This window comes from Falsihalocynthiibacter sp. BN13B15, from assembly GCF_041205415.1.
GTDB lineage: Bacteria > Pseudomonadota > Alphaproteobacteria > Rhodobacterales > Rhodobacteraceae > Falsihalocynthiibacter > Falsihalocynthiibacter arcticus.
The window spans coordinates 60,352-84,881 of sequence record NZ_JBGFCE010000001.1 but is presented as its reverse complement, the minus strand read 5'-3'; the positions used below and the strand labels follow the sequence as shown (position 1 = coordinate 84,881).

The window sequence follows — 24,530 nt, the reverse complement described above, 5'->3', positions numbered from 1 at the left end:
GCATTTCGGCGCAAAATTTCAGAATGAACGTCGATGCATTCCGCAAACCTTTCCAAGCCCCCGCACAGGTGGCGTTTCACCGCACGGAACTCGGGATCATTCTCGGCCTCTACGGTCGCATGGTTGCCGCTGGTGAGTGGCGCGACTACGGAATCTCACACCTACCAGAAGTCGCCGTCTTCTCAATCTTCCGCCGCAGCGCCGAAAACCCGCTGTACCGGATCGAAAAACGCCCCAAGCTTCGATTAAAACAGGGGCTTTATGCAGTCATCGGTATGGACGGACAAATCCTCAAACGCGGACATGAACTTACACCCGTCCTGCGCGTCCTTGAGAAAAAACTCATCCGAGCGGTAAAATAAAACCCCTCAGGGGCGCTTCATCGAGGTAATCTCGCCAAACTCACGCGCGCCAATACGGCTGCGGGCCACCTCAAACGGTTCTATCGCAACGGCCATATGATGCGCATTTGCGTGGATCATTTCTCTCTCATTCAACATCATCGCGACATGGCCGCGCCAAAAAACCAAATCGCCCCGACGTAAATCTTTAGGTGCCACATCTGCGGTGAAAAAGGCTTCCTGCTGATCGCTGTCGCGTGGACACATAGTGCCGACAGCGCGCAAGCAAGCCTGCACAAGCCCCGAACAATCGATCCCAAACACACTGTCCCCACCCCAAAGATAAGGCACGCCAAGAAACGTCAGAGCCGTTTTAGCTGCATCCAAAGGCCGCTCCGACAAAGGGGATACATGCGGCACAGGAACAAAACCTCCCCCCGAAAGCTCAACATACCCTTCCAACTCGGCAACGACACTCAGCGACGAGCCAAACGATACCGCAGCTTTATCAGCCGATTTCAAACTGGATTCGGTGTAAATATGCGAACTACGCGCCGTAACCCAATGGCTTGGTGCGACGGCCTCGCCCAAGGAAACTTCAGCCACATATCCAACGTTACCGTCCGCAACGACGCGCCCGAAGCACCACCCGTTGAGCGTTTCCAAAACGTCAAACCCCGCACCCATCAGCAACTGGGAGACCCGCGTCCCGCGCGGCGCGGCGCAAACGTCCACAACAGGGACCAACACCCGACGCGCCGCAACCTCGACGAAATGCGCGGCGTCTACCTGCCCCCGCAACCCGACATGAGCAACGCGTTCATTTGCGAAATATGTCCGACGATCCGTCATAGTTTCAAGATTGCTGGCAACGCTTCTAAAATAGCGCGCGTTCCCTGCCCGCAACCACCCTTGGGGCGGGCCGCAGCCGCCGTAGGCTGCCAACCATAAATATCAAAATGGGCATATCGAGGTGCATCCGTCACAAACCGGCGCAGGAACAACGCCGCCGTAATAGATCCTGCGAACCCACCGCTTGGCGCATTATCAAGGTCCGCGATTCCGGGTTCGATCATAGCTTCATACGGGGTGTGAAAGGGCATGCGCCATACGGGATCTGCCACGCGCTTTGCCGAATTTTCCAATGCTGCGACCGTGTCTAAATCGCCACAAAAATAGGGGGCCAAATCCGGACCCACAGCAACCCGCGCAGCCCCAGTCAACGTTGCCATTGAGATCACCAAATCGGTCTCTTCTTCGTCGGCCAGTGCAAGCGCATCGGCCAAAACCAACCGCCCTTCGGCATCCGTATTATTGATCTCAACCGTCAGCCCCTTGCGCGACATCAAAATATCGGAGGGACGAAACGCCGATCCATCAATCGAGTTTTCAACGGCAGGGACCAGAACTCGAAGCTGTAGGGGCAGTTTAAGCGACATGATCATCTGTGCCAGCCCAAGAACAGCCGCCGATCCCCCCATATCTTTCTTCATAAGTCCCATCGACGCACCAGGCTTGATGTTCAACCCGCCGGTATCAAAACACACGCCTTTGCCCACGAGGGTAAGTTTTGGCCCCGCCGTCCCCCAGCGCATTTCAAGCAAACGCGGCTCTTGGGCGGAGGCCCGCCCGACCGTGTGAATCATCGGGAAATTCTGCGCGAGTAAGTCCTCTCCGACGATAGCGGTTGCCACGGCTCCGTGGGCTTTTGCCAGATCGAAAAAGGCCGCCTGAAGCTGTTCAGGCCCCATATCCGAGGTTGGCGTGTTGATCAAATCGCGCGTGAGGGCTTCACCGGTGGCAATCGCCTCAATGCGGGCAACATCAACCGACTCAGGCGCTACAAGTTCAGCGCCACTAGCAGGCTGTTTGCGATACTTGTCAAAATGATATCCCGCCAGTAGCCAGCCAAGTGCTTCGACTTCAACGTCAAAACCTTCAGGGCTTTGGGCAATATGGTATGCGCCTTTTGGCAAATTGGCCGCCACACCGCCGAGATGGAAACGGCCGCGCTCGCGGCCCAATGCGTCGCCGTACCCGACCAGAACGGCGGAAATTCCTCCGTCTGCATTCGGAAGCGCGCAAAAGCTTCCCAAACTTCCAGTGAACCCCTGCGCGGCCACCCAGTTTTGCGACGCCGCAGGCAAGCCCGATAGAAACGATTCGCATTCCGGCTTGGAAATAACATGCAACGGAATAGATGCGGCGGAGAGTTGGGCAAATTTCATCGACATAGGGTAGCCTGTGCTAGGGTAAAGACCTCACACAGACTAAAGACATGCTTGGAAGCTGCAAGGACAACAATACAGTCGAAATTGAAATTCCGCGCTACAGGGTCATATTTTGCGCCTCCCAAACCGCGGTAAGTGACTTATCCCCCATACGGACGAGGCGCGAAACCGTTGCCGCGATAGCAGTGGGATCATTGCGCGAAGCAGTGGCGGCCACGTGACGCGCAACTTGCGCCAATCCGTTCAATCCAATCTGATCCGCAATAGCAATCAGCCCCCTAGAACCTTTGCTCACCTTGGAGAACTCTCCTTGCCAATAGGCGGTTTCTATATCGGCCAACCTAACGGCTAGCTCCTCCATCGCCCGACAAACAACATCCTCAGCTCCTCGATTGCCAAGTTGAACAAACAACTCCGTCAAACGACTTGGATTGAGACGCACATTTTCATCGGGTCGAAGATTAACTGCTTCCACCAAAACCACACCCTCCGGTTTATTATAGCCCCCACGGCAATTTCATTTAAGGTCGCGTAACCTTAGAAAGAGTTTACGCAAAATACAGAAATCTCTCGAATTCCATACAAATGCGCCTTAGAACACTTTGAATACTGGTCAAAGGAAACTCTATGGAACACGCGAAACCGTTACCTTCCTATCTTGTTCAGCGCTACATGGGGTGGAAAGCCACCACCTATGCCGAAAACAGAATTTGGTATCAGCGATTGGCCGACGAAGGCCAGCGCCCTAGGGCCATGGTGATCTCGTGCTGCGACAGTCGCGTCCACGTGACCTCGATCTTTGGCGCCGATCAGGGCGAGTTTTTTATACATCGTAACATTGCCAATCTTGTGCCACCCTACAAACCGGATGGGGATATCCACGGCACATCTGCCGCAGTTGAGTATGCTGTCTCGGCTCTGCACATCACCAATATGGTGGTGCTGGGCCATTCGGGTTGTGGCGGCGTCCGTGGCTGCCATGATATGTGTTCCGGCATTGCCCCCGAGCTTGAGGAAAAGACCAGCTTTATTGGCCGTTGGATGGACATTCTACGTCCCGGCTTTGAGCGTGTTGTCCATATTGAAGATGAGGCCGAGCGCACAAGGGCGCTTGAGCATCAATCGGTTCTTGTGTCCCTCGAAAACCTGATGACATTCCCATTTGTGCGGGATGCCGTCGAAGAAGGACGAATGAGCCTGCATGGTCTTTGGACGGATATTGGCGAAGGTGGTTTGGAATACTACAATCCAAAAACTGGTCTCTTCGCTCCCGTCTAAACCCGCAATCCCTCGGCGTCTTAGGCGGCCAAACGGGACGCTTCGAGGAGCACGGGTTTGTCGTAAGTTGGCAGGAAGTGTTCTGGCGTACCGGATGTGTCGCGAATAGTGCAGAACATAGCGAGAGATTTTTGACGTGCACGTTCACTTTTCAAACGAGCAAGAGCAACAGTACGACCAAGGCGGGCTTTTTCTTGAAGGCTAACGTTTGTCATTTTGTATCTCCAGATGATGTAGTTTGATTAAGTTCTTGCTAACCAGTGTTACCCAAAACTTGACAAAAAACGAGCAAGCAAAGGGATAAAACGGCTACCAAGAGCAGAGGACGGGCCTCCAATGGTATAGGAACGACTAAAGTTTGTTTTAACCCAGCAAGATACCTATCCAATTGCGCCTCAATTCAAGGTTTCTTCGCCATATTCCGAACAACCCACCGCCACATGGAATTTCTCGAATGCGCTTGGTTGGGAAAAGAATCAAGTAAACAAGAACTTAACAAATTGTTATCGGGATAGTTCACGTCATAAACGCATGCGCCCATTTAAAAGTTCGGCATTCCCAAAATGTAAAACGCCTCCCGAGATTAACTCGGAAGGCGTTATTGTAATCGGTAACATCTTGGGCCTCACGGCCGAGACTTAGCCCTTTTTCAAAATCCGACGGCCATAAAGCTCGGCGATCTGAACTGCATTCAAAGCCGCACCTTTGCGCAGATTGTCAGAAACGCACCACAGGTTAATCCCATTATCAATCGTGCTGTCCTGACGGATGCGCGAGATAAACGTCGCGTAGTCGCCCACACATTCAATCGGGGTCACATAGCCACCATCTTCGCGCTTATCGATCACCATGACGCCTGGGGCCTCGCGCAGGATGTCACGCACCTCGTCTTCGTCGATAAACTCTTCGAATTCGATGTTGATCGCTTCGGAGTGGCCAACGAAAACCGGTACGCGCACACAGGTCGCGGTTACTTTGATCGACTTATCGATGATCTTTTTGGTCTCGGCGACCATTTTCCACTCTTCTTTGGTGGAACCGTCATCGAGGAAAACATCGATATGCGGGATCACGTTAAAGGCGATCTGCTTGGTGAAGACCTTATGCGCAACCTCTTGACCGGGGACATACATGCCCTTGGTTTGGTTCCAAAGCTCATCGAGTCCTTCTTTGCCGGAGCCAGAAACCGATTGGTACGTGCTCACAACAACGCGTTTAATCTTGGCGCGATCATGCAAGGGCTTAAGGGCAACCACCATCTGGGCGGTGGAGCAGTTCGGGTTCGCGATGATCATTTTGTTTTTGTAACCCTCGATCGCATCGGGGTTCACTTCTGGAACGATCAGCGGGATTTGTGGGTCATAGCGGTACAGAGATGAGTTATCGATCACCAAACAACCAGCTTTCGCCGCAATCGGGGCGTACTTCGCTGTGGCTTCGGAACCAACGGCAAAAAGCGCCATATCCCAACCAGTGAAATCGAACGTGTCGAGGTCCTTCGTCTTGAGCGTCTTGTCGCCAAAGCTTACTTCCGAGCCCATAGATTTACGGCTCGCAAGCGCGATAATCTCATCAATTGGAAACTGGCGTTCGGCCAGAATATTTAGCATTTCGCGGCCTACATTACCTGTAGCGCCGACGATGGCGACTTTATAGCCCATATGGGGACTCCTTCGTTACGGTCACAAGGACGCGGCTCAAATAGCGCATCCGGCGCGGTGTGGAAAGGCCCACACCGCTTTATTTTGTGCGATCAGATATGCAAATCGTGAATATATACGCAGAAAGGCGCTTAGCGGAACATCAACAATGGCACCAAGCAGGAGCGCACCATTTCCGTCGTCGTCGAGCCGATGAACAGGCTACGAATACGCGAGTGGCTAAAGGCCCCCATCAAAAGCATGTCGATAGACAACGTTTCGATGGCTTCATGGATCGCAACATCGGGGCGTTCGTCATGGATTTGCGCATCGACGTCATATCCGGCTTTGGCCAAAATTGCTTTCCCGCCTGCAAGAGTGGCGCGATTTGCCGTCGTATCTGCGCCCGCAAAGATCAATTTGCATGCCAAACCTGCGAAGACATTGCTTTGAGCTACGTGTTCGACCGCCTTGATCGAGCTTGCGCCGCCATCAAACGCAATCATAAACGTTTTTACTGGCCGAAAGGCGCGCGACGTCACGAGTACGGGCTTTTTACTGGTGCGGATCGCGCGTTCAACATTTGAGCCAAGATGCAGTTTCGCAAAATCTGCAGCCTCGCCACGTTTGCCGATCACAACAAGATCGCTGTCCTGTTCCGCCGTATGCAACTCGTCCATTAGGTCGCCATGACGGAGGCGGGTTTGCACTTCGCTCACACCATCCGCACGTACCCGCGCTTCGGCATCTTCAAGGATTGCACGGCCACGCTGAATATTGAGTTTGGCCTTTTGGGCGTCCAAATCCGCGAGCTCTTCCATGAGTTTGCTGCGCGCGCCCAATCCGATGTTTCCCGACAAATTTTTGGAGCCCGCTTCGCGGCGCCCCAAAACATGGAGGATCTCAACCGAGGAGCCTTTGCGTGTCGCCACCCAAGCGGCGTGGTCGCAAACGCTTTCCGAATAAACCGAACCGTCCACCAATGCGATAATCTTAGACATAGTCACCTCCTAGTGGCCCATCAGACGCTCAAGCGCGCCCGGTTTGTCGTGTTCGGCCAAACGACCCATCAAGGTCTCGCTGGCTTCGTTCATCCCAAAGATTTCAACTTCGGCACCTTCACGGCGGAACTTCAGCACCACCATATCCAATGCGGCAACAGATGATATATCCCAAATATGCGCACGGCTGACATCAATTGTCACACGCTCAAGCACTTCGCCAAAATCGAACGCAGGCGCAAGGTCGGGTGCGGTGGCAAAGAACATCTGTCCTTCGACCAAATACGCCCGCTCGCGACCGCCATCTTTCAACGTTGACGTCACGCGGAACACCGCCGCGATTTTCCAAGCAAAGAAGATACCCGAAAGCAGCACACCCGTCAAAACACCCAGCGCAAGGTTGTGCGAGAACACAGTCACAAACACGGTCGCCAACATAACAATTGAACTGGCGCGGGGATGGTCGCGCAAGCCTTTGATGCTCGACCAACTAAACGTCCCGATCGAAACCATGATCATAATCGCCACAAGCGCTGGCATTGGAATACGCGCCACCCAGTCGCCTAACCCGACGATGAGGATCAACAGAAAGACACCCGCCGCAAAGCAAGACAAACGTCCGCGTCCACCGGATTTAACGTTGATCATCGACTGACCGATCATCGCACAACCCGCCATGCCGCCAATGAAACCCGTCGCCGTATTGGCAATACCTTGGCCGATACACTCTTGGTTTTTGTCCGAAACAGTATCGGTCAAATCGTCAACCAATTGCGCGGTCATCAGGCTTTCCAACAGGCCAACAACTGCAATCGCAGCCGCCACTGGGAAGATGATTTGCAATGTTTCCAGCGTAAGAGGGATTTGCGGGATCAGGAAAACAGGCAGCGTATCTGGCAGCGCTCCCATGTCGCCAACTGTGCGCACATCAATCCCCAACATCATCGTCAACGCCGTCAGAACGACGATTGTCACCAAGGGAGATGGGATAGCTTTAGTCAAATAGGGAAAGAGGTAGATAATCCCAAGGCCCAGCGCGAGCATCACAAAGGTCATCGTGTTCACACCGATTGTCGCGGGATTAAGCTCGGGAAGTTGCGCGATGAAAATCAAGATAGCCAAGGCATTCACAAAACCCGTCATCACCGACTTTGACACAAAGCGCATCACGCTTCCAAGCTTCAAAAGGCCGGCAATGATCTGTAGCAGTCCCGCGAGGACCGTCGTTGCAAGCAAATATTCAAGTCCGTGATCCTTCACCAAGGTCACCATCAAAACCGCCGTCGCAGCCGTGGCCGCCGAGATCATCCCAGGACGGCCGCCTGTGATCGCCACAATCACCGCAATGGAGAAACTCGCGTAAAGACCCACTTTGGGATCCACACCTGCAATGATCGAAAAGGCAATCGCCTCGGGGATTAGCGCAAGCGCTACAACAAGACCCGCCATAAGGTCGGGACGGATATTGCCCAGCCAATCTTGGCGCATTCGAGGTAAAAAATCAGAATTCATGGGTATCTCCGGCCATTTCGGGCACGTCGTGGCCCTGTTCTCGCGTTTGCGCTGGCAATATTCGCTTGGTGCGTCATTTGCTAGGGGGAATGCGAAAAAGCCCGAAACCGTGTCGCATATTTGTAGCTTTCAATCGCAAAGGCAGTCAAATGTGCCCCTAGCGTCACGTTTGGCGCTTGCTTGAGTGGTTTTGGGCCAATGATCAAAACCAGTCGTGCGCGAAATTAGCCCTCAGCTTGCTTGAACGCGTCCAAAACAATATCCGATGTCAGTAGTTCGGGTAGGGCAATACCGTCCGGCGCTGCGGGCCCGTACACAATATTAAACGGCACACCAAACCGCCCGTTGGACCGTAAGAAGCGCGCGATATCTTCGTCTTGGCGCGTCCAATCTGCAATCATGGGAACAACGTTCTCTTGTTGCAAAACTTCCGCAACCTTTCCCTGTGTTAGGACCAGTTTTTTGTTCGCCTTACATGTAAGACACCAATCGGCTGTGGCGTCGACGAAAACCGTCTTACCCGATGCGACAAGTCTGGGGATTTCTCCGCGGTCAAATTTTTGCCATTCGATTTGGGAACTGGAAGCGTAAGTTGTTTGTTCTGGCGCAGAAAGCGCGAGTGGCACCCCAAGAGCCGCTAAAAAAATTGCGATACTCACGGGTGCTTTCACACGCTGACCAAATGTCAGAACAAGAACCAAACCGACCAACAGCAAAAGGACAAGCCCAGCCGACTTCACCCCAGAAACTGTGGCCAGAACGCTCGCCAGCCAAAGCGCTGTTGCGACCAGCAAAAGACCAAGAACAAACTTTACCGTGATCATCCAGCGCCCTGGCTTGGGCAGAGCGCGGATAAGGGAGGGCCGCAATGCCACGAGGAGATAGGGGGCGGACAGCCCGATGCCCAATGCGGTAAAGATACCCAAAACATCAAGCGTGCTCCCAGCAAGGGCGAAGGCCACGGCCGTACCTAGAAAGGGAGCGGAACAGGGGGTCGCCAAGACGGCGGCCAATGCGCCGGTTGAAAAATCCGCGATATACCCCGAGCCAGTTCCCGTCGCGTTCATCCTTGTCATCCAAGACTGCGGCAGGGAGATTTCAAATAACCCCAACATATTGGCGGCAAAAACAGTCAGAACCGCAAGCATGGTGACTAGGAAAATCGGGCTCTGAAATTGAAGCCCCCAACCTACCGTTTGCCCCATGCCGCGCATCAAGAGAAGCACTGCGGCAAGCGCCCACATGAAGGTTAGAACCCCGAAGGACGACGCCAAAAAACCGCGCCTAACACGGGCAAGACTTTGGTCGCGCACCTTGAGGGCCGATGCAAATTTGATCGACAAAACAGGGAGGACGCAGGGCATCACATTGAGGATCAACCCGCCTAGAAGCGCGAGAAAGTAGACCCAAATGCGGGAGGTTTGGCTCCCTTTGCCACTGATCTCGTAAGGTGGTGCGGGAATTTCTTCGCCGAGCAGCGCGTCAAATGTGAACGCCCGTTCGCCATCTACGACGGTGAGCGCCTGGACGTCAACTTCGTCATCCAACGCGAGAATTGGGATCTCAGCCCACAGCGTTTTACCATTCTCAGACAGCCGAATATCAGGCGCCCCAAAGGCCGAACCCATCCCGAACTCTGGAAAAATATCCGGCGCTTGAAAGGGCACTTCATCACGGATTTCCAGCGTCAAAATCTGGTCAGACATATGTGAGCGTGCGATAAGATTTTCAGAAGGCTCGGATGGAACAAGCGCCATCGCTTCGGCGATATACCCAGCAGAGATCGTATCAATTCCCTCCCCCTGACCGATGGGTAGCTCCAACGCAAAGGCGTCGGGAATACAGACTTCCGCGCAGACAAGAAGCGAGAAGTTCCCCCGCAACACGGCGGCTTCTCCGGGGTTTTCCAAGGTCACCTGCAACGGAAAAAGCACTTCATGCGCATATCCGAAATTCTCAATGCCAAAGGCGCGAAACCGTGTTGGCGCAGGATACTGAAAATCTACCGACGCAATATTTTCCGACGCGCTCCAATCAACCTCTGGCGGCAGGCCAACTTCGCCGGGGCTTCTCCAATAAGTTTTCCACCCATCTTCGAGTTCTAAATGCAGACCCGCCGAAAAGGTATGTGCTCCGGATGCGATTCCGTCTTGTGCGGACCGTAACTTCGCATTGAGAGAATTCGATTGATAGGGAACACTTTCAAGCGCAAGAACACTCGTTGCGAACACGGTCATTAGAGCCGCCAAAAGAATTTTCATGCGCATTTTAGCCTCGTAATTAACTCGGGCATGTGTGGAGCCTACTTGGAACACATGCAAATCAGATCGTCGTGAACATTTTTGATATGACAGACATATGGCACAGGGACCAAACGATGGGAAACGCGACATTTTAACGGGGGACCTTGGCTTGCCTCACGGTGAGTTTACGAGCAAATTCGCCACAAATGCTTGCGCACATTTATCAAACCGCCTTTAAGGGGCTGCAACACTATCTTTCAAAGGGTCCCAATATGCTGAGCCGTATCACCGCCACTGTCCTCATTACTTTTCTTGGATTCGTTCCAGCGGCTCAAGCCCAAGATTTCACCGAAGAGCAAATTAAAGAGCTTGTTCTTCAAACAATCCTGGAAAACCCTGACGTCATTCGTTCGGCTCTCATTCTACTGCAACAGCAAGAACAAGCGACCGAGGCCGCCGCCGCAGTTGAGACCCTCGCAGCGCAACGTCAAATGCTGGAACAAGACCCGAATGCGCCCGTTTTGGGCAACCCTGATGGGGATGTGACGGTGGTCGAATTTTTTGACTACAATTGCCCCTACTGCAAAAAAGCGGCCGATGTCGTTGAAAAATTGATCGCCAACGACCCAAATGTACGCGTCGTTTACCGCGAGTGGCCCATCCTAAGTGAAGGATCAGTATATGCCGCCCGCGCCGCATTGGCATCCCGCGAGCAGGGAAAATATGAGGAATTCCATTGGGAGATGATGGAGCAACGCGGCAGGCTCGACGAGAAGTCCGTGCTCAAGATTGCCAAAAGCATTGGTCTAGATTTAGATCGCTTGAAAGAAGATATGAATGCGCCCGAGGTCGACGAACACATTGAAACGACTCATGCGCTTGCGAAAACTCTTGGCTTTGGGGGAACACCCTCTTTTGTGATTGGTGACGCTTTGGCACCGGGTATGATTGAAATGCCGACAATGATCGAAATGGTCGAAGCCAGCAGAAACAAAACTAACTGAGCCATTTTCGGGCTAAATCTGTGCTAAATTTAGCCCGATGTCGGCGTCTTTTTGCTTGCCGCATCAAAAAGCTAGCGAATTTCCTCTTTTCTCACTAGCATCCCGTACCTATTGCCGCTGAAATTTTGGCGGCCCACGGTGGGGACCGAGCGAACGTATTGAAGTATGCCATTTCAGGCCTTCAATTTTAACGCTTGGAAAAAGTTTTAAGAGGCCATTTTAGTGTCATTGCTTGGTAGAATTGAAAAACTCACACGCGCGCAGAAACGTTTTGTGTTTTTGTTTGTGGACACGTCACTCCTTCCAGTCGCGCTTGGATTTACACTTCTCGTTCAATCAACATCCACTGAACCCTTTGGCTCAAACACAAGTATCATTGCCCAGACGTTAATCCTCGTTTGCTTAGCGGCGCTTTTTACGACCTATCTTAAAATACCAAACTTTCGGCTTCGCGATTATGAAATTCGCGCTGCGGGCAAGACCGCCCAACTATCCATACTTTTGTCGCTTGCCTTTATGGCAACTGGCAAGCTTTTCGGCCTGCAGTATCCCTTGGGAACTATCATGGTTTTTGGGAATAGCTACTTTTTGTTTGCGGTCACAAGCCGCGTAATGATGTTGAAAATCCTCGAGATGATTTATCTCGCGGGGCATCCTCGGGAACGCCTCATTATCTATGGCGCGGGCCAGACAGGTATGAATTTTGCCAAAGCGATCCAAAGTAAAGAGCACTATGAGATTCTAAGCTACGCCGACGACAACCCCGCCATTCAGAGCGTTGCCATTGATGGCATCCCGATTGCGCGCCCTTCCCAAATCCCGCATATCGCCAAGATAAAGCAGGCGCACAAAGTCATCCTTGCCATGCCGTCCCTGTCGTTTGCACGGCAAGTTGCCATTGTTCGACGGTTTGAAAAATTTGGTCTCGAAGTCCTAACACCCTCTGACTTTGCCGAATTGATTGGCGATGAGGAAATGGGGCAAGTCTTCTCTCTGAGTGACCATCAACAGCTACTTGGTCGGGCCAAAGTCGACCACAAAGTGACCGAATTTGGGGACAATTATCGTGGCAAAAATATCCTTGTCACGGGCGCAGGCGGGACAATTGGCTCTGAACTCTGCCGGCAGCTTTTGTCCTGTGGACCAAAGCAAATCATCCTTTTGGATAGCAGTGAATTTGCCTTATACAACGCGGATATGGACATTTCGAGTTTCGCCAATGAACTTGGAATCGAGGTCAAACCCGTTCTAGGGTCCGTGAGCGATCCAAGATTGGTTGCATCTGTTTTCGCTGAAAATAAGATTGATGTCGTTTTTCATGCCGCGGCGTACAAACACGTGCCTATGGTTGAGATCAACAGCCTCGCAGGGCTTGAAAACAATGTTCTTGGAACTGCGACTCTCGCGAAAGCATCCCATGACGCCAACGCGGAACGGTTTATTCTTGTGTCCTCAGACAAGGCTGTGCGCCCAACCAATGTTATGGGCGCATCCAAGCGGATGGCCGAATTGGTCGTTCAGGATCAAGCCTCGCGCTCAAATACGGTCTTTTCGATGGTTCGGTTCGGGAATGTACTAGGGTCGTCAGGCTCGGTTGTTCCGCTCTTTCGCAATCAAATTGCGCACGGTGGTCCTGTGACGGTGACCCACAGTGAAGTCACGCGCTATTTCATGACAGTTCAAGAGGCCAGTCGTCTTGTTCTTATGGCGGGAACCTTTGCGCAGGGTGGCGAAGTCTATGTTTTGGATATGGGCGAACCCGTCGAAATTCTGAACCTTGCGCGGCGCATGATTGAAGCCAGCGGTTGTACAGTCAAAACGGCAGAAAACCCAGACGGGGACATTGAAATTCTGACGACAGGCCTGCGCCAAGGCGAAAAAATGCACGAGGAGCTTTTGCTTGGCGAGGGCAATATTACGACTCCCCATGCCAAGATTTTCTGTGCGCGCGAAGAATCATTATCCGAACTTGAAGTGGCCGCCGCCCTCAAGGCCCTGCGCCACGCGATCGCGACCACCGATCGGAATGCAGCCTTGGACATTCTTTATGGATGCGTCGAAGGTTATGCCGAAGCCGCCTCCCCCCCCGCAGTCGAAATGTGATGTAAACAAGACGATTGTTGCTTATAGCGAAGGCCGTTGGGTATTGTTACTTGCCCCACGATTCACGGTATGTTTTACCATGAACAACACTAGACGGGTAGGATTTATGCTGGGCCACAAAAGAAACAAAGTAAGCTATCGGGGACTCGCCCTGCGCAGCACCGCGCCGAGTCTTTGCATTGCTTCTCTTGTTTTGGCGGTTCCGACTGCGGCCTCTGACGCGTCCTATAACTTGGCGGGCATTGCGGGCCTCATCGACATGCCGTCAGGCGAAGCGATGCCGGACGCCGAACTTGCGGTGACAATGTCGACCTTTGCGGGGGGCACGCGCGCGTCTAGCACTTTCCAAATAACCAAGCGCCTATCTGGAACATTTCGGTATTCTCGGATCGATAATTGGAACACCATTGAGTATCCAACATATTACGACCGCAGTTTTGATTTACGCTATCAATTTTTGACGGAAACCGAGTATTTGCCCGCAGTGACCGTTGGTATCATGGATGTCGCTGGCACAGGAATTTACTCCGCAGAATACATTGCCGCCACGAAAAACTTCTCGCCAAAAATACGGGCGACAATTGGATTGGGGTGGGGCCGGCTTGGTTCTTACAACTCAATTGGCTCCCCGTTTGGCACCCGTCCGCCAATTGATGTTGGCCAGGGCGGTACCTTTAGTACCAATCAATATTTCCGCGGCCCAATGTCGGTTTTCGGTGGCGTCGAGTATCGGCCAACAGAAAAACTCTCGCTCAAGGTAGAGTATTCATCGGACGACTACACCCTTGAAGCTGGCGAAAAAGACCTGTTTGACCGTAAGTCACCCCTTAATTTCGGCGCCGAATATCGCTTCAACGATATCATATCGGCTGGCGTATATTATATGTATGGATCCGAACTCGCCGCAAGCCTCTCGATGAAATTTAGCCCCAAGCGCCCTGCGGTTTTGGGGAGCTATGGTCCTGCCCCCTTGGCCGTGCAACCTCGTCCTGTTTATGCTGACGACCCGGAGCAATACTCGACTATCTGGATGACAGAACCCGGATCTCAGGAAATTCTGGCACAAAACCTCCAAAAACACATGGAGTTCGACGACGTCAAAATGGAAGCTGTTGCAATGCGCGGCACATCGGTTGAAGTGCGCATTCGCAACGAGACATTCATCAATAGCGCCCAAGCAATTGGCCGCACAGCCCGCGCGCTGACTCGGACCATGCCGCCCTCCGTTGAAACTTTTGAGATCGTTAATATGGTCAATGGGCTGGCAACATCGGTTGTTAAGTTGAAGCGCAGTGACGTTGAAAAATACTCAACGGCCCCCAATGGCGAAGCGCTCATCATGGCGAGCGCAGTCATTGAAGACATTGTCCCCACAAAACCCGCCAACCTGATTTATGCCCCTGGCGTTTATCCGGATTTCCAGTGGGCTATTGACCCCTACATGGATTTCAGCCTGTTCGATCCAGACGACCCCATTCGCTGGGGCGCTGGTATTGAAGCCACGACACTTCAGTTCCTTGCTCCCGGTTTGGAATTATCTGGATCGATCCAAGCCCAGCTGATTGGTACTCTTGGAAAGGATGAATCTCCTTCAACATCCGCCATCCAACCCGTGCGCAGCGATGCCAACCTTTACGAGAGCTTCAGCCCTGTTTCCCTCCAGTATCTTACTTTGGGGTATTTCTTTCAGCCAACGGAAGAGATCTATGGACGCGTGAGCGCGGGTTACCTCGAACGTATGTTCGGCGGCATTTCATCCGAGCTGCTTTGGATGCCTGTCAATCAGCCCTTCGCCTTTGGTATTGAGGCGAACTATGTCGTTCAACGCGAAACAGACTCCTATCTCGGCTTCCAAGACTACGGCGTCGCAACCGGTCATGCCTCGGTGTATTACAAACACGAAGCAAGTGGATTTGATTTCCAACTCAGCGCCGGAAAGTATCTGGCGGGGGATGTGGGCGGAACCTTTACCGTGCGCCGTGAGTTTACAAATGGCTGGCGCGTTGGGGCATTTGCAACATTAACCGACCTGAGCGCAGAAGATTATGGCGAAGGCTCCTTTGATAAAGGAGTCATCCTTGAAATCCCCCAAAGCTGGCTCACAGGCAAACCTTCGCGTCGCGTTCAGGAAGTTGCATTGCAAGTCTTGTCACGGGATGGCGGCGCTCAACTCATCGTCAACGACCGTCTTTATGACCGTATTCGTGTCAATCATGCGGCCGCGATTAGAGATGGCCAAGGGAGAGTCTGGCGGTGATGACTATTACTCGTAAGTTAACGCTTGCCGCCTGCCTATTGGCTGTGGCTGCTTGTAGCTCAGAAGAGCGTGACGAAACCATAGGTACGGCAGTTTATGGCGACTTAAAGGGCAGATATATGTCTTCGGCCAAACCGAGCAAAGGTGCGGCAACGGCGGCATCCTCTTCTCCGGCCAAAGGCGACCTTTCATGGATCGAAACGAACACCAAACCGCTGATTATTGTTCTTGTCGAGAAAATAGAAGGCATGGCTTTCCTCTCGTTTCAGGTACAGAACGGGCCCTATAAAACGTGGCGCACCAAAAATGGAGCCTCCTATACGTTCAAGGGGCCCTTTGTCACCGGTACGAAAGCCCTTGGTGCCGATCTGGTGTCCGCGAGCGTTCCCGCATCGATTCAAAGTTCAGGCTCTCATAGCCGCACGCACTATTATCTCGATGGCGATGATCAAGTGGCGCCGCTTCAGGCTGTATGTACATGGAAGTTCGTTGGGGCCGAAACGACGCAAATTTTAAACAAATCCTATGCCACAAAACACTATAAAGAATCGTGTGTTGCTGGCGAAATCAAATTCAAAAACGACTATTGGCTCGATTCTAGTGGTATCGCTCGTCAATCCCGCCAATTCGTATCCGAAACTGTTGGTTATGTGTCACTATTAGTAATTTTAGAGTAACCAACAGAATATAACTTTACCGTAAACCCAAGCCACGATATGCTTTTCTCGCGTACGTGCATATATTAATGGAGCTAACATGAAAAAAATCACAGCACTCACCGCTGTTTTGGCGCTTTCCGCCACTACAGCATTCGCCGGCAGCCCTGAAGTAGTTGTTTCCGAGCCAATGCCAGACGTCTTCATTGCTGAAGAAGAAGGCAATAACTGGCTACCACTCGCATTGCTCGGCCTCGTAGCCGTTGCTGCGGTTGTAGCAAGCAACAACGACGACACCTAAGTCGTTCTGTGAACTGGAATTTCGGGGTGTCATAGTTTTGATACCTCGGTTTACCAAAAGCGGGCTTCAGCAATGAGGCCCGCTTTTTTATTTTCTACGCAACCATTTGTTTTCAAACTATTTTCGAGCTCTTGACTTGCGTACGGAAAAGACTTTTCCAACCGTCTGGGCCAGAATTTCCAGATCGAAACACACTGATTGGTGCTCTTGATAGGTTAAATCTAGACGCGCTTTCTGGGGAATACAGCGACGCCGATATACAATGTCGGTTTGTTCGGCCGTCACGCATTTCGCCAACAGTTCAGTTTCATGCTGGTGGTAAGTAAGCGTGGCCAAGCCCGTAATTCCAGGCCGCGAGGTGAGAACCCGCTGATAAAGTTCGGGAAAATCTTCGACATACAGCCGCAACGGTGGGCGCGGCCCAACAAGACTCATATCTCCTTTCAGCACATTCCAAAGCTGTGGAATTTCGTCAAGCCTTAGACGGCGCAAACGTTTGCCGTACCGCGTATATCTCGCCTGTTTGTCCCCACCGGTCACACCAGAATTTACCGCTGACATTTCCATGCTGCGCAATTTCCAAAGTAAAAAACCCTCGTTTGGGGACTTCATGCGCTCCGAAAGGTAGAAAATTGGCCGCCCCTGGACAGCCATAAGAAACAAGAACAACACCGCAAAGGGTATGGCAAAAAAGAGAATTCCCACACACGCGAGAAAAATGTCCAAACTACGTTTCTGCCAAGTCACACACAATCTCCTGCGCCGATAATATGAAGAGAGTCTTCCGGACCGCGCGCATATGTTTTCCGATTTTGTTTTGCAGTATTTATGCGTCAACCTCAACCGTTCGGATGCATTTCCCAAAAGCGGAAGTGACCTGTTCCAAAATTGCTAGCAAATTCTTAGGCTTTGGCCTCTAGAGTGTTTTTCATGTACTCCACCACACTTCGAGGATCGCTTAATGCCGACAATTATAGCCATATATTAAATGTATGATTGACCTTGTCCCTGCACACAGTATCTTGTGTGAAACTAAAATTTTCTTCGGGTTTGGCACAAGATAGTGCGAGAATCTGGCCTTAGGGGACCAAAATGACAAGGCTGACGAACCTAATCTTCGCACTCGTAGCAGGACTTGGCATTGCCGCCTGCTCACTCCCAAGGGGGGCCGCGGTTTCGAGCGAGGTGATTAGTGGCGCTGGAGATGCAAATTCCCCATTCGCCCTGCATGTCATATCACCAGATTTCCTAACGCAATTCGCTAAGTGGCCGGGAAATCAGTCTTCAAAATCATATCCTTGGATCTCACACCAGGCGGGACCCGCGAGCCCCATCATTGCGGCAGGTGATATTGTGAGCCTCCGGATTTGGGACAGTGGAGAGAACTCCCTTTTGAGCACCGATGGGCAAAAAGCGACTGAGCTCGCAGGTCTCGTTGTTTCGCCAAGCGGCACCATTTATGTCCCGTATGTTGGGGACGTATTGCTTACGGGCCTCACCCCAGAGGGCGCTCGAAAGGAATTGCAAGTCAAGATCGAGACGCTTATTCCCGCCGTTCAGGTTCAACTCGTCCATGTGTCAGGCCGCAAGAATTCCGTTGACCTCGTGGGCGGCGTTATGAAGGCCGGAAGCTTCCAGTTGCCAGATCGCAACTTCACCGTCCTCAGCCTGTTGTCCGCAGGCGGCGGGGTTGACCGTGGTGTCCGAAATCCACAAATTCGCCTCGTCCGCAATAACACGACCTACGGAACTTCCCTTGATAACCTCTATGAGGATCCAAGCCGTGACACAACTTTACGTGGCGGGGATAAGGTTATTGTCGACGAAGAAAAGCGCTATTTTGTAGGAATGGGGGCATCAAAAAACGAGGCAACTATCTATTTCAGCAAAGACAACATCACTGCGCTCGACGCGATCGCGATGATGGGTGGATTGAACGATTTGCGAGCTGATCCAGAGGGAATTCTCGTGCTTAGAAACTATCCCACATCCGCGATCCGTTTGGATGGAACGGGCCCTGCACGCGATCAAATCGTGTTTTCCATCGACCTGACTTCTGCAGAAGGGTTGTTTGGCGCTAAGAAATTCGAAATTGTTCCCGGTGATGTTGTGCTTGCAACCGAATCAGTTGTCACAGCGGCAAGCTCGATTGTGGGCTTGTTTGGCGCCGTAGTCGGCGTTGCTGCTCTTACGAAATAGATTAGGCGGTTTGGCCTTAAAACCAGTTTAGGAGCTTAATTATGAGAAGTATTGCCCGTAGCTTTTGCCTCGTCGTCAGCGTAATTTTTCTATCAAGCGTTGCAGGAGCCGCCTGCGAACGGACACTCATTGCGGGATCGAATAAAGCGATACCCGCGACTGGAAAAATCAACGAATCCTTGTTAAACAACGCGGTCCTTATCGAAGTCAACTACGCACGCTGTCGTTCGGGACTTCCCGCGCTATCAAGCGACTCTAAGCTCACAAAGCCTGCGACGAAGCACTCGAAGTGGATGGCAAAAAACAGCACCCTGTCACACAAGTCCAATGTTAGGGGGCAAAACTCTACGCAAAATCGCATCATGAATTCGGGGATCAAGGTCAAGACTGGTGCCGAAAACATTATTAGAATGTACCGATATCAGCTGACGGGTGGCCCGTTTTTTGTAAAGAATATGGCGACCTGCGACTTTGCTGACGGCAAAGGGAACACGCTGCCTCCCCATAGTTATGCAAGTCTCGCGCGTGAGGCCTCCCGCCAGTGGATCGAATCGCCCAAACACCGTGAAAACTTCATGAGCAACCGAATGCGTATGACCGCAACGGGCGCAGCCGTCGATCCAAAGGGGTCCCACTGTGGCTCAATCTACTTAACCCAACTCTTTATTGGTTAAGCATCCCCTTGCATTGAATGGGCAGCTGTGGTTCAGCAAGGTATGAGTGGCATTTCAAAATTCGATGTAATCGTCATGGGGGCGGGCGCTGCCGGCATGATGTGTGCGGCCCAGGCGGCGAGCACCGGCAAAACTGTCCTTATCCTTGACCACGCAAAAGCTGCGGGTGAGAAAATTCGGATATCCGGCGGGGGACGCTGCAATTTCACGAACCTCCATTGTGGCCCTCAGAATTTCATCTCGCAAAACCCCCATTTTGCCAAATCCGCCTTAAAACGCTACACACAGTGGGATTTCATTGAGTTAATTTCCACGCACAGCATTTCATGGCACGAAAAAACGCTTGGGCAGTTGTTTTGCGATGATACGGCGAAAGATATCATCGCGATGCTTTTGCGGATGATGAAAAAGGCGTCCGTGGAGCTTCGGCTTCAAACTTCGGTGACGTCGGTGCGCCACTCCGATGGCCTTTTTGATCTCGCCTTAAACGATGGAAGCACGCTCCAAGCCTCCTCCGTTGTCGTCGCTACTGGCGGAAAATCGATCCCAAAAATGGGAGCGACGGGCATCGGGTATCAAATTGCAGAGCAGTATGGCCATTCGATCATTGAAACACGCCCCGGCCTTGTGCCGCTAACGTTTGGCGAGGATACCAAACAGGATTTTAGCCCGCTTCCTGGTCTTTCAGTGCCCGCGCGCGTCACAGCAAATGGCACTGGCTTTAGTGAGGGCTTACTCTTCACACACCGTGGGTTATCCGGACCCTCCATCCTGCAAGCCAGCAGTTACTGGAATGAAAAAGACCCTATCCACGTGCATATCCTACCCGAACGGACACTTTTTGAAGACCTCCGAGCGTTGCGCAAGGAGCACGGGAAAAAGTCAATTTCCAACGTTCTGGCCATGGTGCTCCCCACTCGGCTTGCGGACTATTTTTCCGACCAAATGCGCCTGACGGGAAACCTAGCAGACCAAAGCGACGTGGATTTGCGAGCTATTGCGACCTATTTGTCCGCTTGGGAGCTTTTTCCAACGGGGACAGAGGGTTACCGCACGGCCGAAGTGACTCTGGGAGGGGTGAACACCGATCAGTTGAGCTCCAAAACAATGGAATCACGTTTAGTTCCTAGCCTTTATTTTATTGGAGAAGTGGTCGACGTCACTGGGTGGCTCGGCGGGTACAACTTCCAGTGGGCATGGTCGTCTGGTTGGGCTGCAGGATCTGCAATCGCAGCTCAAACCAAAAATTAGTTAGGATTTGAAGGGTTAACGCCACTTTCACACCCCTTTGATATCAAAAGGTTGGGTGAATATAAGAGGTGGTGACATGAGCGTTGTTGATAACAGCAAGCGTCCGATTATTATTAAACGCAAGAAGATTATTGCCGCGGGGCACCATGGCGGTGCGTGGAAAGTGGCCTACGCCGATTTCGTGACCGCTATGATGGCGTTTTTCCTTCTTATGTGGTTGCTGGGCGCCACAAACGAGAAGCAGCGCAAAGCGATTGCTGATTACTTCAATCCAACAATTACAATCAATAGGAACTCGGGTGGAGGTGGTAGCTTTTTTGGTGGGGATAGCCCCTTTCCCGAAGAAACTTTGGCACACAACGGTGTTGGTGCATCCAACCCATTGCCGGAAGAACTTCTAGAGCAAACAGGTAAGACTGACGGTGCAAATGGTGGCTTGGAATCTGAAGAGGAAAGCGCTGCGCGTGCCGCAGAGGAGGCAGATCTAGAGCAAGCTCAACAAATCTTACTAGGGGCTGGTGGCGAAAGCATCCTGCTGGACCAAGCGCTTACGCATGTTCTCACGCGGTTGACCGACGAAGGGTTGGTGATCGAAGTTTTTGATATTCCGGGGGAGCCGCTTTTCATCGAAGGAACGTCGCAACCAACTGAAATTACAAGAGAAATAGCAGAGATGATGGTTCGTGTATTTAAGTTGGTGCGCAATGAGGTCGCCGTGAATGGACACACGCAAGCCGTCCCTATCGTCGCACTCACGGACAGTACTTGGAGTATTTCGACGGCGCGTGCCATGGCAATGCGCCAACTTTTGGAGCAGGAAGGATTGGAAGGAAAACGGGTTCAACGCGTTACGGGATTTGCATCTCGCAAAACCATTGACCCTGATCCAATGTCTTATCGAAACAATCGGCTTGAACTCATCCTGCTGCGATCAGATTTCTAAAACGCGGCGCAAAAACAAATTAGACCGCATTTTAATTGTTAGGGGGCCGTTAAGCATGCGCATGTAGATGTCGTTGTAGACCATTGGTCAGTGCAGCAGAAAGGCGCATTTACATGACGATATCATCTTCCCTAAGTGCCGGCGTAGCCGGGCTTAGCGCAAACGCAACCCGTTTGGCTACTATTTCAGATAACATCGCTAACTCTGGTACCTATGGGTACAAACGTGCGACTGCGGCTTTTCAATCCTTTGTTATTAATGGTGAGCCAGGCGCAGGCTCCTATTCCGCAGGGGGCGTTCGTGCTACCACAAGTCGTCTTATTGACGAGCGCGGCCCTCTCATTGCCACAAGCCATCCTCTAGATATTGCCGTTTCCGGACGCGGTATGTTGCCCGTAACTGCGGAGGTTTCTATATCTGCGACCGGCGACGACCCCATGATGATGACTACCACCGGGTCCTTTCGGACAGATGCAAATGGAGTTCTAAAAACAGAAACGGGCCTCGTTCTTTTGGGCTGGCCTGCAGATGCAGATGGCACAATTCCAACATTCGCTCGGGATACGACGTCCGGCCTCGAACCCGTCGTTATCAATGTGAACCAATCCGCCGGCGACCCTACTACCGCTCTCAATCTTGGTGTGAACCTTCCCGCGACAGAAACTGAGGCCGGTTCATCCGGCGAGACCTTGCCGCTGTCCGTAGAGTATTTTGGAAACTTGGGAACTTCGGAAACACTAGGTGTAACTTTCACGCCAACGGTACCGGGGAGTGGGTCCTCAAACGAATGGACAATGCTAATTACGGACTCGGCACAGGCTGGTGGGACGGTCGGGGAGTATACTCTGACTTTCGATGACAGTCGCGCAAATGGGGGTACGTTGCAATCCGTTGTTGCCGTTTCAGGTGGGGCATATAATGCGACCGATGGGACGCTGGACCTCGTAGTCGCGGGTGGCAATTTGGAAATGACCATTGGAACGCTTGGGGATCCAAACGGCTTGACCCAGCTTTCAGACAGTTTTGCGCCGACATCCATTACGAAAGACGGCTCACCAGTGGGCAACCTGACATCAGTGGAGATTGACGCCAATGGCTATATCAACGCGACCTACGATACAGGTTTCACCCGGACGATTTATCAGGTTCCCTTGGTTGACGTGGCAAACCCTAATGCTTTGACGTCCCTTAACAATCAAGCATTTCAAGTATCGCCAAACTCAGGTTCATTTTTCCTTTGGGATGCTGGCGACGGCCCAACCGGCGAGGTTTCCGGATTTGCGCGTGAGGGCTCAACTACAGATGTCGCAGGCGAGCTCACGAACTTGATCCAAACCCAACGAGCCTATTCTTCAAATGCGAAAGTCATCCAAACCGTCGACGAAATGTTGCAAGAGACGACTAACATTAAGCGATAGTCGGGGGAAATGAGTGAGGAAAAGCAATGAGTTTAACATCTTCATTTTCGAACGCTCTGAGTGGGCTTTCGGCTTCATCGCGAGCCGCACAAGTCGTTTCCTCAAACATTGCCAACTCCCTCACCGAGGGATACGCAACCCGCAGACTCGAGCTCTCTTCCCAGTCATTGGCTGGGAATGGGGCTGGGGTGCAAATCGAAGGCATATTTCGAAATGTTGACTCCGGCCTCATTTCTGATCGTCGGGTGGCGCAAGCGGAATTGGGAAACGCTTCTGTATTAAGCGAGTTCCTTGGCGAACTAGAGCGGACAATTGGCATTCCTGAGGACGCGGGCTCCCTAAATCAGGAAATCAGTGCCCTTGAAACCGCACTCATCGAGGCCTCTAGTCGGCCGGATTCCACGCCGCGATTAAATGCCGTCTTGATTGCGGCAAATGATGTGACGCAAAAATTCAAAACCGTGTCTGATGACATACAGAACATGCGAATGTCCGCAGACCATGAAATTGGTGCGCAGGTGGCGTTTCTCAATGATAGTTTACAAAAGATTGAAGAGCTAAACGACCACATTCTTGCGCAAACATCTTCTGGTCATGATGCCACCGGTTTGATGGATCAACGGCAGGCCATGATTGACCAGATTGCCGAAATTGTTCCATTAAAAGAGGTGGCACGCGACAGGAACACAGTTGCTCTTTTCACCACAGGTGGCGCAGTGCTCCTTGACGGCCGTGCTGGTGAGTTTCAGTTCGCTGGCGTCAGCACGATCGTTCCACAAATGACTCTCGAATCAGGGGCGCTCTCGGGGATTTCGCTCAACGGGTACCCGATTGATACGACCGCCGAACGAAACAGCATTAATGGCGGCTCCCTCGCTTCTTTGTTCGAAGTCCGGGATGAAATCGCCGTTCAGGCACAATCCGATCTCGACGCCATTGCACGCAATCTTGTAGAGAGATTTTCCGACCCCGCTGTAGACAACACCAGTGCAGGAGGTCTCTTCACCGATTCTGGGGCAGCCTTTAACCCCTTGAATGAGGCTGCACTTTCCACTCGTTTGGCGCTAACAGCATCTGTTGACCCAGCCCAAGGGGGCGAAGTGTGGCGCTTAAGAGATGGTCTTGGGGCGGCGACTGCAGGTGAGGTTGGTGATGCGTCAAAGCTTCAAGCCATGATTGATGCCCTGCGCTCCCCAATCGCACCAGCTTCGGGCAGTTTCGCGTCTTCAGCTCGCTCATTGAATGATCTGTCGGCTGATTTTCTTTCGTCCATTGGGGTGCAAAGACAGTCGCGTGAAAGTGACGTTAGTTTTGCAGCCACAAAAACAACCGCGCTGCAATCGCAGGAGAAGGCATATGGAGTCGACTCCGATCAGGAAATGCAAAAACTTCTTCTTGTTGAGCGCAGTTATGCCGCGAATGCCAAGGTTATTCAGTCGATTGACCAAATGCTTGACTTATTGATGGGGCTTTAAAAT

General features: G+C 52.1%; 22 protein-coding genes. 13 read left to right on the top strand and 9 right to left on the bottom strand.

The features are described from left to right. The first annotated feature begins 23 nt into the window (after positions 1-23). Positions 24-362 (top strand): DUF2794 domain-containing protein, encoded by a 339-nt coding sequence (locus tag AB9F26_RS00385; RefSeq protein WP_335585374.1) that lies wholly within the window; start codon positions 24-26, stop codon positions 360-362. 6 nt (positions 363-368) lie between these two features. Here AB9F26_RS00385 and AB9F26_RS00380 read toward each other — a convergent pair whose 3' ends face one another. The 3 genes from AB9F26_RS00380 to AB9F26_RS00370 all read right to left on the bottom strand — a co-directional run bounded on the left by AB9F26_RS00380 (position 369) and on the right by AB9F26_RS00370 (position 3,047). Continuing rightward, positions 369-1,193 (bottom strand): NlpC/P60 family protein, encoded by an 825-nt coding sequence (locus tag AB9F26_RS00380; protein ID WP_369767038.1) that lies wholly within the window; start codon positions 1,191-1,193, stop codon positions 369-371. Then, positions 1,190-2,575, bottom strand: a complete 1,386-nt coding sequence (locus tag AB9F26_RS00375) for a M17 family metallopeptidase (protein WP_369767037.1) — start codon at positions 2,573-2,575, stop codon at positions 1,190-1,192. The genes AB9F26_RS00380 and AB9F26_RS00375 overlap by 4 nt, the downstream gene beginning before the upstream one ends. Positions 2,576-2,669: 94 nt before the next feature. Further along, positions 2,670-3,047 (bottom strand): hypothetical protein, encoded by a 378-nt coding sequence (locus AB9F26_RS00370; protein ID WP_335585421.1) that lies wholly within the window; start codon positions 3,045-3,047, stop codon positions 2,670-2,672. Between the two features lie 152 nt (positions 3,048-3,199). On the opposite strand from AB9F26_RS00370, the gene AB9F26_RS00365 reads away from it, so the two are divergent. Next, a complete protein-coding gene (locus tag AB9F26_RS00365; protein ID WP_369756257.1) occupies positions 3,200-3,850 on the top strand; it encodes a carbonic anhydrase in 651 nt (216 codons plus the stop codon). A 20-nt stretch (positions 3,851-3,870) separates the two neighbouring features. On the opposite strand, the gene AB9F26_RS00360 is transcribed toward AB9F26_RS00365, so the two are convergent. From AB9F26_RS00360 to AB9F26_RS00340, 5 genes are all read right to left on the bottom strand, one after another. Beyond that, positions 3,871-4,065 carry a hypothetical protein gene (locus AB9F26_RS00360; protein ID WP_335585370.1) on the bottom strand — a complete coding sequence of 65 codons (195 nt, stop codon included), beginning with the start codon at positions 4,063-4,065 and terminating at the stop codon, positions 3,871-3,873. 423 nt (positions 4,066-4,488) lie between these two features. Beyond that, positions 4,489-5,511: an aspartate-semialdehyde dehydrogenase gene (locus AB9F26_RS00355; RefSeq protein WP_039002400.1), complete on the bottom strand. Its 1,023-nt coding sequence runs from the start codon at positions 5,509-5,511 to the stop codon at positions 4,489-4,491. A gap of 131 nt (positions 5,512-5,642) precedes the next feature. Further along, positions 5,643-6,491, bottom strand: a complete 849-nt coding sequence (locus AB9F26_RS00350; protein ID WP_335585369.1) for a universal stress protein — start codon at positions 6,489-6,491, stop codon at positions 5,643-5,645. Between the two features lie 9 nt (positions 6,492-6,500). After that, positions 6,501-8,003 carry a SulP family inorganic anion transporter gene (locus AB9F26_RS00345; RefSeq protein WP_369756258.1) on the bottom strand — a complete coding sequence of 501 codons (1,503 nt, stop codon included), beginning with the start codon at positions 8,001-8,003 and terminating at the stop codon, positions 6,501-6,503. Between the two features lie 224 nt (positions 8,004-8,227). After that, on the bottom strand, positions 8,228-10,270 hold the full coding sequence (locus AB9F26_RS00340) for a protein-disulfide reductase DsbD family protein (protein ID WP_369767036.1): 2,043 nt from the start codon (positions 10,268-10,270) through the stop codon (positions 8,228-8,230). Between the two features lie 251 nt (positions 10,271-10,521). Between AB9F26_RS00340 and AB9F26_RS00335 the strand changes: the two genes are divergently transcribed. The 5 genes from AB9F26_RS00335 to AB9F26_RS00315 all read left to right on the top strand — a co-directional run bounded on the left by AB9F26_RS00335 (position 10,522) and on the right by AB9F26_RS00315 (position 16,567). Then, a complete protein-coding gene (locus AB9F26_RS00335; protein ID WP_369767213.1) occupies positions 10,522-11,250 on the top strand; it encodes a DsbA family protein in 729 nt (242 codons plus the stop codon). A 222-nt stretch (positions 11,251-11,472) separates the two neighbouring features. Then, on the top strand, positions 11,473-13,353 hold the full coding sequence (locus tag AB9F26_RS00330) for a nucleoside-diphosphate sugar epimerase/dehydratase (protein ID WP_335585366.1): 1,881 nt from the start codon (positions 11,473-11,475) through the stop codon (positions 13,351-13,353). 106 nt (positions 13,354-13,459) lie between these two features. After that, on the top strand, positions 13,460-15,610 hold the full coding sequence (locus AB9F26_RS00325) for a YjbH domain-containing protein (protein ID WP_335585365.1): 2,151 nt from the start codon (positions 13,460-13,462) through the stop codon (positions 15,608-15,610). Continuing rightward, positions 15,610-16,287, top strand: coding sequence for a YjbF family lipoprotein (locus tag AB9F26_RS00320; protein WP_369767035.1), 678 nt, complete (start codon positions 15,610-15,612; stop codon positions 16,285-16,287). The genes AB9F26_RS00325 and AB9F26_RS00320 overlap by 1 nt, the downstream gene beginning before the upstream one ends. Positions 16,288-16,366: 79 nt before the next feature. After that, positions 16,367-16,567 carry a hypothetical protein gene (locus AB9F26_RS00315; RefSeq protein WP_039002396.1) on the top strand — a complete coding sequence of 67 codons (201 nt, stop codon included), beginning with the start codon at positions 16,367-16,369 and terminating at the stop codon, positions 16,565-16,567. Positions 16,568-16,684: 117 nt separating this feature from the next. Here the strand turns inward: AB9F26_RS00315 and AB9F26_RS00310 are convergent, their stop codons facing one another. Further along, on the bottom strand, positions 16,685-17,314 hold the full coding sequence (locus AB9F26_RS00310; RefSeq protein ID WP_335585363.1) for a sugar transferase: 630 nt from the start codon (positions 17,312-17,314) through the stop codon (positions 16,685-16,687). Positions 17,315-17,659: 345 nt separating this feature from the next. Between AB9F26_RS00310 and AB9F26_RS00305 the strand changes: the two genes are divergently transcribed. The 6 genes from AB9F26_RS00305 to flgK all read left to right on the top strand — a co-directional run bounded on the left by AB9F26_RS00305 (position 17,660) and on the right by flgK (position 24,527). Then, complete coding sequence (locus AB9F26_RS00305; protein WP_335585362.1) at positions 17,660-18,766, top strand: polysaccharide biosynthesis/export family protein; 1,107 nt, start codon at positions 17,660-17,662, stop codon at positions 18,764-18,766. 41 nt (positions 18,767-18,807) lie between these two features. Then, entirely contained in the window at positions 18,808-19,440 is a 633-nt protein-coding gene (locus AB9F26_RS00300) for a CAP domain-containing protein (RefSeq protein ID WP_335585361.1), read from the top strand. A gap of 42 nt (positions 19,441-19,482) precedes the next feature. Further along, the gene (locus AB9F26_RS00295) at positions 19,483-20,691 is read left to right on the top strand and encodes an NAD(P)/FAD-dependent oxidoreductase (protein ID WP_335585360.1); all 1,209 of its coding nucleotides are present in this window, start codon (positions 19,483-19,485) and stop codon (positions 20,689-20,691) included. Between the two features lie 76 nt (positions 20,692-20,767). Further along, entirely contained in the window at positions 20,768-21,634 is an 867-nt protein-coding gene (locus tag AB9F26_RS00290) for a flagellar motor protein MotB (protein ID WP_369756269.1), read from the top strand. 113 nt (positions 21,635-21,747) lie between these two features. Beyond that, entirely contained in the window at positions 21,748-23,052 is a 1,305-nt protein-coding gene (locus AB9F26_RS00285) for a flagellar hook protein FlgE (protein WP_039002391.1), read from the top strand. A 26-nt stretch (positions 23,053-23,078) separates the two neighbouring features. Beyond that, on the top strand, positions 23,079-24,527 hold the full coding sequence (flgK, locus tag AB9F26_RS00280) for a flagellar hook-associated protein FlgK (protein ID WP_369767034.1): 1,449 nt from the start codon (positions 23,079-23,081) through the stop codon (positions 24,525-24,527). Positions 24,528-24,530: the final 3 nt, after the last annotated feature.

Bases quoted from the DNA above. Each gene is read 5' to 3' on its own strand.
- AB9F26_RS00340 (WP_369767036.1), bottom strand. From the start codon at position 10,270: ATGCGCATGAAAATTCTTTTGGCGGCTCTAATGACCGTGTTCGCAACG.
- flgK (WP_369767034.1), top strand. From the start codon at position 23,079: ATGAGTTTAACATCTTCATTTTCGAACGCTCTGAGTGGGCTTTCGGCT.
- AB9F26_RS00300 (WP_335585361.1), top strand. From the start codon at position 18,808: ATGAGAAGTATTGCCCGTAGCTTTTGCCTCGTCGTCAGCGTAATTTTT.
- AB9F26_RS00350 (WP_335585369.1), bottom strand. From the start codon at position 6,491: ATGTCTAAGATTATCGCATTGGTGGACGGTTCGGTTTATTCGGAAAGC.
- AB9F26_RS00325 (WP_335585365.1), top strand. From the start codon at position 13,460: ATGCTGGGCCACAAAAGAAACAAAGTAAGCTATCGGGGACTCGCCCTG.
- AB9F26_RS00365 (WP_369756257.1), top strand. From the start codon at position 3,200: ATGGAACACGCGAAACCGTTACCTTCCTATCTTGTTCAGCGCTACATG.
- AB9F26_RS00320 (WP_369767035.1), top strand. From the start codon at position 15,610: ATGACTATTACTCGTAAGTTAACGCTTGCCGCCTGCCTATTGGCTGTG.
- AB9F26_RS00290 (WP_369756269.1), top strand. From the start codon at position 20,768: ATGAGCGTTGTTGATAACAGCAAGCGTCCGATTATTATTAAACGCAAG.
- AB9F26_RS00355 (WP_039002400.1), bottom strand. From the start codon at position 5,511: ATGGGCTATAAAGTCGCCATCGTCGGCGCTACAGGTAATGTAGGCCGC.
- AB9F26_RS00380 (WP_369767038.1), bottom strand. From the start codon at position 1,193: ATGACGGATCGTCGGACATATTTCGCAAATGAACGCGTTGCTCATGTC.
- AB9F26_RS00305 (WP_335585362.1), top strand. From the start codon at position 17,660: ATGACAAGGCTGACGAACCTAATCTTCGCACTCGTAGCAGGACTTGGC.
- AB9F26_RS00285 (WP_039002391.1), top strand. From the start codon at position 21,748: ATGACGATATCATCTTCCCTAAGTGCCGGCGTAGCCGGGCTTAGCGCA.
- AB9F26_RS00385 (WP_335585374.1), top strand. From the start codon at position 24: ATGAACGTCGATGCATTCCGCAAACCTTTCCAAGCCCCCGCACAGGTG.
- AB9F26_RS00345 (WP_369756258.1), bottom strand. From the start codon at position 8,003: ATGAATTCTGATTTTTTACCTCGAATGCGCCAAGATTGGCTGGGCAAT.
- AB9F26_RS00360 (WP_335585370.1), bottom strand. From the start codon at position 4,065: ATGACAAACGTTAGCCTTCAAGAAAAAGCCCGCCTTGGTCGTACTGTT.
- AB9F26_RS00315 (WP_039002396.1), top strand. From the start codon at position 16,367: ATGAAAAAAATCACAGCACTCACCGCTGTTTTGGCGCTTTCCGCCACT.
- AB9F26_RS00295 (WP_335585360.1), top strand. From the start codon at position 19,483: ATGAGTGGCATTTCAAAATTCGATGTAATCGTCATGGGGGCGGGCGCT.
- AB9F26_RS00375 (WP_369767037.1), bottom strand. From the start codon at position 2,575: ATGTCGATGAAATTTGCCCAACTCTCCGCCGCATCTATTCCGTTGCAT.